Raw genomic sequence first — 11,504 nt, 5'->3', positions numbered from 1 at the left:
TTCCTTTTGGAAGATACACTCTTTGAACCGATTTTGGATTGTTTTAGTTATGAACGTATTTTTGGTGATCCTTCTTAATTTCATTAAATTAATATCACTTATGTTTCTCTGATCAATTCCAAGTGTTTCTACTCCTGGGTTGGTAGCAACCTGATTAAATGTGGAGGAATGTATTCGATAATTTGAAAGATTGGTCATGAATCTTCTTCATAGTCCGGGGAAGCTTAACTCTAAATCATTCCTAGCTTCCACAGTTTACAATGAATAAACAATAAATTACTATCTTCTTTCGCCCTATAAGAGTCATTAACTCTCTTCTTGGTAAGCCGATTAACTAAATTATTCCAAATTTAGGTTTATCCTTACGACTACTAAGAAGATGCTTTATCCTTGACCATCCGGGCTTTTATTTCCGGATTAGTAAATTTCATTACTTAGTTTTAGGATTCTCCAAGTTACCCTAAATTTCGACCTTAATTCCTTAGGGGAAGTATCCTCTATAAGAGGCTGATTCCAGGTTTCTTTATTTGATAAACTACTCAATACTCGAATATATACTAGTAGACTCTGGACTGTCCGTTGTAAGCAACTTCCGGAACAGGTCTCATTATTACCTCAATTTTCCTTCTTAGGCCATCTCAGGCTTCTCCCTAGAATTATTCGGTGGCGAAGTCTTTTTGACTAATTTGCTTTCGTCGCAATCCGCTTTTATGGTCTGCTCTAATCTGACATTCTTTCGTTTGCCAAACCAACCATCTCCTTGCAGGGTTTATCGGCCCTGGCTATTGGTTAGATAGCACGAAATTTAGGCCTCTTTGGCGCCCATTCGAATTAGATAAATTATTTTTTTTATGTATTTCTGATAAATAAACCAAATATTCTTCAAAATAATCATATCTATTGGTAAAAAAACCAAAGTCTTCATCGCAATAAATCATTTTAAAACCTAATTTTTTAAAAATAGTAAAATTCATAGGTTTTGTAAAAACAAAAATTTCATTAAAATTTTCTGTATAAATTCTTTTAATAATAAAACTAATTAATAAATTAGCCAAATTATAACCTTGATATTCAGGATCAATTGATAAACATCTAATATTATTATAATATCGACCAACTACTCCAATCAATTTATCATTTAAGTCTTTAATTATAACATATTCATGAACTAAATCATTTATTAAACCATTTCGAAATAATAATTGTTTAATAGATGCAATTTCATTGGTGTCTCCTTCATGAACAATTCGCGGCATTTGATAATAACAAATAATTTTATCACCTCTTCAATATAAATATTGATTAAATTAAATTAAAAAATTAATCAACACTAAAAATTAATTCATAACATAAATAATAAAAGAAATTTAATTTAACTATACTAATTATTTTAACATTAAAAAAGAAAATTTTATAAATATTTATCCAAAAAAGAAGTAATTTTGGATAATATTAAAAACAACAAGATATTACTGAAAATAAAATTAAAAATAAAAACAATGAAACAATAAGCGAAACAAATTAACCATATTTTTTCATTTAAATTTTGAAAATGTAATAAATTAAATAACCAATTATACCAAACATTAACTAAAGATAATTGCATATGAGCATAAACCCAATAACTCGAAATAAAAAAACAACAACTTCTCAAAAAATATACTAATAATAAACCCAAAAAAATATTTTTTTTATTGTCGGCAATAAATGTTTTTTTATTGATAAAAATCCCCACTAAACTCAATAATAAATCAGGCAAAATATAATCAAAAATGCAAGACAAAAATAATTGAATTCTAGTAAACAAAAATAATTGATTTAAAGATAATAAAAAATTATAACTTTTTATTAAATGAAAAACTGCATATAAACCACAAATTAATAAATGTGTTAAAAAATTATTATAAATACCTGATAAACAGAAAATAATCAAAGAAAATTTAAATATTTGACCACCTAAAGGTAAACATAAAAAAGGAGTTAAAAATTTGCTAAATAAATCTATAAAAATAGCTAAAGAAAGAAAATAACTTACTAAGACAACTTTACGTAATATAAAATTATTAGATAATCGCATAAACATAAAAAATATATTAATTACAAATTAATTTCTTAAATTATTGTAATTTAAATATTATTTCCTTTAAATTTTAAAAACCCCTTTATAAATTAATTCTAATAAATAAATAATCGATGGATAAACCATGGCTAATCCTAAACCTACAAACGATCCTACAAAAGTACCTAAAGTAATTCCTAAAAATCCTTTTTTTGAACTAAAAACAAAAATACCCTGAATAATAAAAATGAACATAGATTTTAGATAAATAATAGTTTCTTCTAATTCTTGAGGATCATTAATTTGATATTGATGTATTTGATGACTATCCAAAACATTAGAAAAATTGATTTGATTATTTATGTAAACAGTTCTATTATTTAACTTCCAAGAAATAATTAATAAAAAACTTAAAATATTTAAGATATAAAATAAAATAATAACCCATTTTTTTTGCCAAAATTTACTATCTATTAAATATGCCCAAACAACATCACACTTATTATTAAACAAAATTGGTTATTACCTCCTATTTGCTAAAATTATTATTCATCTAACATATCTAATTTTAATTTAAAAGAATTTTGGAAATTATAATTTAAAATATCTTGATTATACTCATTATCTTTCGATTTTTTTTTACAAAAATTAGTTAAATATTGACTATGTTCTATATAATCCAAATCACAATCTTGAAGCATTTGTACACGAGTTAAATCGAATGCATTATCTAATGCTCCAGCAAAAATCAATTTTTGCAATAATTCCTTATTTAAAACTTCCCTTAATCTCATTTTAAAATCATAAAAATTTTTAAATTTTTTTATAGAACGCTCTTGTATCAGAAGCTTAAAAATTTCTAAATTCATATCTTTAATAAAATTTAAAGGTAAAAAAAGTTTATCATCCAAAATTAGACAACTACTAACATTGCTATATAAAATATTAGGTTTTTGAATTTTTATATATTTTTTTATTTGTGATAACCATTGTCGAATGGTTACATAATCATAGGGATCTTCTTCTAAATAAACCATTCCAAAATAAAGCAAATAATTAGCTTTTAAATAGGCCATTCTGTAACTAATCAAAGCATAAGCTGCACCGTGACTTTTATTAAAAATATAATTAGAAAATTTTGAAATATAATCATAAACTTGACTAGCTGATTCCGCTGTTCTTCGATATAGAACGCTTTGATCTATAAATCTTTTTTTTAAATTAACATTACTATCTTCAGAAGATTTAGCCATAATTTGTCTCATAAATAAATCTGCTTGACCTAAATCATAACCTGAAAATTCTGAAGCTATTCTCATTATTTGTTCTTGATATAAAACAATACCATAAGTATCACGTAATATATTGTCTACAACATCTATACCAGTAAAATTTACTTTTTTATTAATTCTATTATTTATATAAAGATCTACAAATTTTATAGCGCCAGGTCTATTAAAAGATAAAACAACAATCAAATCTTCAAATGTTTTAGGTTTAATAAGTTTTATCACTTTTATAGCAGAAATAGATTCTAATTGAAAAATATATTTTGTATCTCCTTGTTGCAATATATTATAAGTATTAACGTCGTTGAATGCTATATTAGCTAAATTAATTTTAATTTTGCCTTTTTGTTCAATCAAATTTAAAATTTTATTAATTAAAAAAAGATTTCGCAACTTTAACAAATCTAATTTAATAAAACCTAATTTTTCTAACTGTTTATGATCAAATTGCAAACGATATAATATCACAGAATTATTAGAATTTTTTTGAATAGGTAAATGTTGAGACAAATCTGCTTTAGTCAAAACTACTCCCGAAGGATGAGTGCCAACTAATCTAGGAATCCCTTTAATAATAGATGAAAATTCAGAACAAATTGACTTTATATTAATTTCAAGACCATTTTGTTGAAGAAACTCTAAATCTAGACGAAACAAATCTTCAGAATATTTTTGAAAAGTAATTAAATTAGCGATATGTTCCATTCCATATTTATCTACAAGATATCGCATTAGTTTAACAACTTGATTGTCAGGAACATCTATATCAATATCAGGAACAGTCGTTCTTTTAAAATTTAAAAATCTCTCAAAAATTAAATTATATTTCAAAGGATCAATCTCAGTAATTCCTAAACAAAAACATAACAAAGAACCAACCGAAGAACCTCTTCCAGGACCTATTAAAATTTTTTGATTTTTAGCATATTGTATTAAGTCAAAAACAATCAAAAAATAATCAACATAATGCATTTGATTAATTAACATTAATTCTTTTTGCAATTGCTGAATATAAAAAATATGTTTTTCTAAATTTATATTTTTTTGCAAATAACTTGTTAAAAAAATATTAGCTTTTGTTTGTAAATATTCAAACTTATCACAAGAGAAATCATTTTTAAATGAACATACGGCCGAAGGGAAAACAAAATTATATTTAATCGTTGATAAAAATGTTTCTAAATCAAGAAATAATTCATAATCATTAAGATTATAAAGTTGATAACGTTCTTGAATTTTTTTTTGATCAATAAATTGAACATCTAACTCCATTTGTTCATTGTTATGATTAAAATTAATAAATTTTCGATTATCATTTTGATAATCACTTATTTTACATAAATATTCATAAATTAATTTTTCTTCTGAAGACAAATAATTAGTCTTATTAACTAAAACTACTTTTAAATTTAATTTTTTAACTATCTTCAAAAAAAAACCAGCATAATCTTGTAATAAAAAAGATTGCAAAGAAAATCCAAAAAATAAATGGTTGATATTTATTTGAAAATATCGAAAAGTTTCCAAAATAAAATTTTCATTTTCATAATTAGTCAGATCTATGATTTTATCTTTTAAAATATCACATAAAATAAAATCTAAATTAGATAAAATACCAAAAATACCATCTTGGAATTTTTGAAATTCTGTTAAAGTAATTTTATGATTTAATTGGATAAAATTTAAAATTTTAATTAAATTGTTAATACCATTATTATCAAAAGCATAAATCAAAAAGCTAATTTTAACATCACGATATTTCAAAAGATCAAAATAAATATAAATTTGCGCACCTATAATAGGTTTAATATTATATTGGTGGCAAAAATTAATTAATTGCATCATCCCATATAAATTTTCGAAATCACTTAAAGCAACAAAATTATATTTACTTTCGAAAGCTTTTTTAACCAAAGCTTCTACAGAATGAACACTTTTTTTAATACTATAAAAACTTTGTAAATAAAAAACTCCTGTCATAAAAAATAAAAACACTCTCTTACTTACAATAACCAATTATATTCAATTCAAAATAACTTATATATTAAAATTAAAATATAAATATCCTCAACTTCAAAATTAAATAATTTTTAATTCAAAATTTTTTTTAAATTTCGTTTATCATACTCTGTTTCAAAAAAATCCAAAATATTGGTATTTTCATCATTATTTATTATTTGAAATTCAGCAAAATAAAAAGATTCCAAAAATATTATAATCATATACAAATTATATTCTTGGGTAGGTAAAAAAGATTCTTGTTCTTGGAGATAATATAATAAATGTTCTTGTAAAAATTCAATATTAATTGTAATTTCTGATAATGCAAATTTTTCTATAATTTTATCAGCTAATTTAATAATATAAATATTATCCATATTCTCATAATCAAGATCAGAATAAATTTGAGAATGATTTATAATCTGTAAAAAATATAAAAATAATTTTTTTATTTTACAAAATAAAAATAAATTTTTCATTATTATCAATCCTTTGCTAATAAAATAGAACAACAAATTAATAAGTAATGAATTATAATATTACGATAAATCCTATATTATTTTTTTAAATGAGGAAATAAAATCACATCACGAATATTAGAATTATCAGTTAATAGCATTATTAAACGATCTATTCCTATACCTAAACCGCCAGTAGGAGGCATTCCATATTCTAAAGCTTCTATAAAATCTTCATCTAATTCATGAGCTTCATCATTGCCTAATGTTTTTTGCAATATTTGTTCTTCAAAACGTTTTCTTTGTTCAATAGGATCATTTAATTCGCTAAAAGCATTTACCAATTCCTTACCAGCTACAAACAATTCAAATCTTTCAGTTAATTGTGGATTTTGCGGATTTACTTGAGCCAAAGGACTTACCTCTATAGGATAATTAAAAATAAAAGTAGGTTGAATCAGATCTGGTTCTACAAATTTTTCAAAAAAAGCCACTATAATATGACCTTTTTTATAAAAATCTTCCAAAGAAATATTATGTTTTTGGGCCAACTCTTGACATGATGATAAAGATATATTCTCATTAAAATCAATATTAGTTTTTTGTTTAATAATTTCTATCATATCATATTTATAAAAATGATCAAATTTAATCAAATTCCCTTGATAATTAAATTCTAATTTACCTAAAAGTTTATAACAAATATCTTTTAAACATTTTTCTACTAAAGACATCATAATATTCATATCGGCATAAGCTAAATAAGCTTCTATAGTTGTAAATTCGGGATTATGACTAGCATCAATACCTTCATTACGAAATACTTTACCTATTTCATAAATAGCCTTCATACCACCAACAATTAATTTTTTTAAAGAAATTTCTGTAGCAATTCTTAAATAAAAATTAGTGGATAAACTATTATGATAAGTAACAAAAGGTCTAGCATTAGCGCCACCTACACAAGAATTTAATACAGCGGTTTCGACCTCTAAAAAATTTTCATTATTAAAAAAATCTCTAAGAAAACGAATAATTTTTGATCTATCAACGAAAGTTTTACGAGATCGTTGATTAACAATTAAATCTAAATAACGTTTTTTACGCATTATTTCTTTATCTTGTAAACCTTTATATTTATCAGGCAACGGTCGTAAACTTTTACTTAACATTACCAATTTAAAAATTTTAATAGTTAATTCCCCTTTATTAGTTTTGAATAATACGCCTGTAACACCAATAATATCCCCCAAATCAGACCAACTATAAATTTGAAACTCTTTTTCCGTAATATTATCGCGTCGTACATAAATTTGTATATCAGATTCAAAATCACGTATATTAGCGAAACCAGCTTTACCTTGTATCCTTTTTAAAATAATTCTACCAGCCACAGATACTAAAATTTGATCTCGTTCTAATTGATTAACTGTCCAAGATTTATATTTCACCAATAAAGAATTAATTGAGTTAGTTTCTATAAATTTATTACAAAAAGGTTCTATATTGTTTCTCTTTAAATTATCTAACTTAATTCTTCTAATCGCTTCTTGTTCCGTTATATCTTCTTTATTCATATAATTTAAAACTCCTACTTTATAAATCATAACCTATACTATTATACTATTATATTTTTTTCATTAATAATTGTAATAATTATAAATAAATAAAATAAAAAAAGAATCTTTTTTGCAAAAAAGATTCTTATGATAAGAAAATAATGTGCATAAGCCATGTTCTGTTCTTATTTCATCAATAAGTGTGATCATTTATCTCTATTTTTAAAATAGTATAAAAATTAATTTTTCTTATAAAGGGAATATTAACTTTTATATGCCCCTACCTTTTTTTGGGTTGCTAGCTTGAGGGGTTTACCGCGTTTCACTTGATTATTTCTAATCAATTCGTCTCTGTGGCACTTTATTTTTACATTCATAAACTTAATTTATAAAATAAGTTCTTAGAACTTCAAAGCCGTCATTTAAATAAATTTAAATGCCTTAAGTTATTTTTTTCTTAAGCACAAACACTACATACATTTCCCAAGATACGGATAGATTATTTGCGTTTCCTTGATAAGATTTGTTTTCCTGTCAAATATTACAAATAGCCCCCGTCCAAACGGTGCGAGCAAGTTTCCAAGCACACCGCTTTCCATAATTTATCCCTTTTCAGGGTTTAATTTCGTGTCACCACTAATTAAATGCTTATTCTTGACCTTGTGTTCTTTTCGAATATTCTAATATCATCATTCATTTATTGGTTGGTCCTCTTCCGATGACAAACCTGACAAAGTACAGTTGTGATTTTTTTGGTTATATTGATTGTGAACATATTTTTGGCGATATTTCTTTAATTGGTTTAATTTCATATCATTTATTTTTCTCTCGTCTATTCTAGGTGTCCTTACCCCTTTATGGGTGGCAACCTGATTAAAAGCGAGGTATTTATTAATTAAGTTGTTCATTTCCTATTTGATTTATAGGTTTTACATATACCTTCCGCGGTCTCAAATGAATAAACAATAAATTACTTTCTTCTTTCGCCCTATAAAGGTCGTTAACCTTCATCTTGGGAAGGCGATTAACTTAATTATTCCAAATCAAGTTTTACTCCTCCGACTACTAAAAAGATTCTTTATCCTTGACTATCAGAACTTTCATATTCTGATTTGTAAATTTAATTACATAGTTTTAGGATTCTCCAAGTTGCTCTAAATATCTACCTTGGTTCTTTAGGAGGAGTGACCATTGTATTAATGGTAAGATTCCAGATTTTAATTGATAAACTATCAAATCCACATACTAAATTGATAGATTCTGGACTGTCCGATTATAGTAGTTTACGAACAGGTTTGTTAATTACATCTTCTTTTGTCTTCTTAGGCCATTACAGGCTTTTCCTTGGAACCATTCGGTGGCGGTATCGTCTTGACTAACTACTTCGTCTCAATCCGCTTTTAAGAACTGCTGTAATTCCCGAGAGTTTCCCTTCAAGAACCGTTCTTATCCTTTCGGTGTTTATCGCACTGGTCATTGGTAAAATGACAAGATAATTAGGCCTCTTTGGCGCCCTATGTGCTAACATGGACTTTCCTAAATTAGAAATTTTTAAATTTTAAAATATCTAACTTCGATCACCTTCCATTATTCTTATCAACAATTATTTTAACAAATTTTTTAAAAATTAAGTATTTATTAAAATAATTATTTGTCCTAAACTAAAGATAAATCAATTTTACCTTTTTCATTTATAAAAACACATTTAGCTAAAACTTTTTGTCCTACCGAAACAACATCCTCTACACACTCAACTTTAATATTGGATAATTTACTAATATGAATAAAACCTTCAATTCCAGGAAAAATCTGAACTATAGCAGCAAAAGAATGACCATTTTTTTTATCATATAAAATTTTCATAACAGTAACTTCATAGACTTTACCTATTTTGATTTCATCTACTAAATTTAAAATGTAGTTAGATACTTGATTAACAATATTTTCGTTATTATGCATAATAAATATATTGCCATTCTGTTGAATATCAATTTTAACATTATCATAAGTATCAATAATTTGATTAATAATTTTGCCACCAGCACCAATAATATCGCGAATTTTATCTACAGGAACAGTAATCATCTTGACTTTAGGTACATAAGCAGACATATGCTCTCTAGGTTTTTGAATAGTCATATTCATTTTTTTTAAAATTTCTATTCTACCCAAACGAGCTTTTTCTAAAACTTCTTGTAAAATATCAAAACTAATACCTTCTATTTTAATATCCATTTGCGCGGCTGTAATGCCTTGAACAGTTCCAGCGATTTTAAAATCCATATCACCTTTTTGATCTTCTAACCCTTGGATATCGCTTAAAATAACATAATCATTTTCGCTAGAAAAAAATAATCCCATTGCTAAACCTGCTACAGGCCTTAATAAAGGAACTCCTGCATCCATCAAAGCCATAGAAGCTGCACAAATAGTTGCTTGTGAAGATGAACCATTAGACTCTAAAATTTCTGATACTACTCTAATAGTATAAGGAAAATCTTTTTCCATAGGAAGTACATGAGATAAAGCTTTTTTAGTTAACATACCGTGCCCAATTTCTCTTCTAGAAGGCATCATATATTTACCTGTAGAACCTACAGCAAAAGGAGGAGAATTATAATGAACAATAAAAGATTCTTTATCTTCTTCGCTCAGATCATCTATTAATTTACATTCACTTAAAGCACCAATAGTTACAACTGCTAAACTTTGAGTTTCACCACGAGAAAAAATAGCTGATCCATGAGTACGTGGCAAAATACCTACTTCGGTTTCAATAGATCGAATTTTATTTAAAGTTCGTCCATCAATTCTTCGTTTTTCTTTCAAAACCATTTCTCTCATTATATCAGTTAATAAATCATTAAAAAGATGCATAAATTGTTCTTTTATTTTTTCTAATTTATGATTTTCACAACTAACTATAAAAGTCTGTAATATATCATTATCAATCACAAAATCTTTATCTTCTATATATTTTTCCAAAATAAAATGTTTAAGATTATTAATTGTATCTGAAAAATTTTTTTTAATAAATTTTTTATTAATGTCTTTTTGTAAAGTGTTTTTTACAATCTCAAAATATTTAAATTTAAATTTATTATATAAATTAATATTATAATTATTTGTCAGATCAATATTTTTAATGATATTTAAATTATTTATAATTTCTTCCTGAAAAATACATAATTTTTTAATAAAATTATGACCAAATATCATAGCTGATATTAAATCTTTTTCTGAAATTTCTTTAGAACTAACTTCTATCATATTTAATTTTTCTTTAGTTCCGCTTAAAACTAACCATAAATCAGAAATATTTTTTTGTTGAGGATTAGGATTAATAATAAATTGATTATTCACTCGACCCACACAAACCGCTGAAACAGCTTTATAAAAAGGAACATTAGAAATTAAAGAAGCTAAAGAACTGCCTAAAATACCAAAAATTTCATTATTACAACTATCATCATTGCTTAAAATAGTATTTACGATTTGAATTTCTTTATTAAAATTTTTATCAAATAAAGGTCTTAAGGTTCTATCTATTAAACGAGCATTTAATATTCCTGCATCAGAAGGTTTCCCTTCTCGTTTGGAAAAATTTCCGGGTATTTTGCCTGCTGCATAAAATTTTTCTTGATAAAAAATCATCAAAGGCAAGTAATCTAAACAAACTTCATTATTTCCGATAACTAAAACACTCAATAAAACAGTATCTTTATAACGAATTAAAACAGAACTATTAGCTTGTTTAGCTAATTTATTAATCTCTACAATAAGTAAATTATTTTCAAAAGTAGTTTCAAACACTTTTAAAGTCATGAAAATCCCCTTTTTTTCTAAAATAAATACGAAAAATATCACAAACTACTTTTGAAAATAAAATAAAAAAATTAAAAATTCTAAATGGCGCCTATGCTAGGGATCGAACCTAGGACATTCTGATTAACAGTCAGATGCTCTACCAACTGAGCTACATAGGCACAAATATCAATTATTATAACAGGAAAGCTTTTTTGGTTTGGTAGAGAATGAGGGGATCGAACCCCCGACCTCCTGCTTGTAAGGCAGATGCTCTCCCAGCTGAGCTAATTCTCTACTACAAATAATTCCGGGCAAACCCCTATCTTGGCAA

General features: G+C 25.4%; 7 protein-coding genes, 2 tRNA genes and 1 other RNA gene. All 10 read right to left on the bottom strand.

The window, feature by feature from the left end:
* Window positions 1-782: 782 nt before the first annotated feature.
* Entirely contained in the window at window positions 783-1,256 is a 474-nt protein-coding gene (locus OC683_RS01630) for a GNAT family N-acetyltransferase (protein ID WP_304514816.1), read from the bottom strand.
* A 155-nt stretch (window positions 1,257-1,411) separates the two neighbouring features.
* Window positions 1,412-2,083, bottom strand: a complete 672-nt coding sequence (locus OC683_RS01625) for a hypothetical protein (RefSeq protein ID WP_304514815.1) — start codon at window positions 2,081-2,083, stop codon at window positions 1,412-1,414.
* 60 nt (window positions 2,084-2,143) lie between these two features.
* Window positions 2,144-2,572: a hypothetical protein gene (locus OC683_RS01620; RefSeq protein WP_304514814.1), complete on the bottom strand. Its 429-nt coding sequence runs from the start codon at window positions 2,570-2,572 to the stop codon at window positions 2,144-2,146.
* A 32-nt stretch (window positions 2,573-2,604) separates the two neighbouring features.
* On the bottom strand, window positions 2,605-5,328 hold the full coding sequence (locus OC683_RS01615; protein WP_304514813.1) for a PHP domain-containing protein: 2,724 nt from the start codon (window positions 5,326-5,328) through the stop codon (window positions 2,605-2,607).
* Between the two features lie 110 nt (window positions 5,329-5,438).
* The gene (locus OC683_RS01610) at window positions 5,439-5,828 is read right to left on the bottom strand and encodes a hypothetical protein (RefSeq protein ID WP_304514812.1); all 390 of its coding nucleotides are present in this window, start codon (window positions 5,826-5,828) and stop codon (window positions 5,439-5,441) included.
* A 77-nt stretch (window positions 5,829-5,905) separates the two neighbouring features.
* Window positions 5,906-7,384, bottom strand: coding sequence for a lysine--tRNA ligase (gene lysS, locus OC683_RS01605; protein WP_304514811.1), 1,479 nt, complete (start codon window positions 7,382-7,384; stop codon window positions 5,906-5,908).
* A 145-nt stretch (window positions 7,385-7,529) separates the two neighbouring features.
* An RNA gene (rnpB, locus tag OC683_RS01600) (RNase P RNA component class B) lies at window positions 7,530-7,925 on the bottom strand.
* A gap of 1,097 nt (window positions 7,926-9,022) precedes the next feature.
* The gene (locus OC683_RS01595; protein WP_304514810.1) at window positions 9,023-11,191 is read right to left on the bottom strand and encodes a polyribonucleotide nucleotidyltransferase; all 2,169 of its coding nucleotides are present in this window, start codon (window positions 11,189-11,191) and stop codon (window positions 9,023-9,025) included.
* 85 nt (window positions 11,192-11,276) lie between these two features.
* Window positions 11,277-11,352 (bottom strand) — tRNA-Asn (locus tag OC683_RS01590).
* Window positions 11,353-11,391: 39 nt separating this feature from the next.
* Window positions 11,392-11,467: transfer RNA gene (locus OC683_RS01585), tRNA-Val, on the bottom strand.
* Between the last annotated feature and the right edge of the window lie 37 nt (window positions 11,468-11,504).

It is taken from the genome of Candidatus Phytoplasma crotalariae (assembly GCF_030586865.1).
Classification (GTDB): Bacteria; Bacillota_I; Bacilli_A; order Acholeplasmatales; family Acholeplasmataceae; genus Phytoplasma; species Phytoplasma citri.
Note: the sequence above shows the minus strand (reverse complement) of the source record. Positions and strands in the feature narration are given on the sequence as shown.

What these genes read in the sequence shown, in the direction of transcription:
- OC683_RS01630 (WP_304514816.1), bottom strand. Translation starts at nt 1,256, where the DNA reads ATGCCGCGAATTGTTCATGAAGGAGACACCAATGAAATTGCATCTATT.
- OC683_RS01625 (WP_304514815.1), bottom strand. Translation starts at nt 2,083, where the DNA reads ATGTTTATGCGATTATCTAATAATTTTATATTACGTAAAGTTGTCTTA.
- OC683_RS01615 (WP_304514813.1), bottom strand. Translation starts at nt 5,328, where the DNA reads ATGACAGGAGTTTTTTATTTACAAAGTTTTTATAGTATTAAAAAAAGT.
- OC683_RS01610 (WP_304514812.1), bottom strand. Translation starts at nt 5,828, where the DNA reads ATGAAAAATTTATTTTTATTTTGTAAAATAAAAAAATTATTTTTATAT.
- lysS (WP_304514811.1), bottom strand. Translation starts at nt 7,384, where the DNA reads ATGAATAAAGAAGATATAACGGAACAAGAAGCGATTAGAAGAATTAAG.
- OC683_RS01595 (WP_304514810.1), bottom strand. Translation starts at nt 11,191, where the DNA reads ATGACTTTAAAAGTGTTTGAAACTACTTTTGAAAATAATTTACTTATT.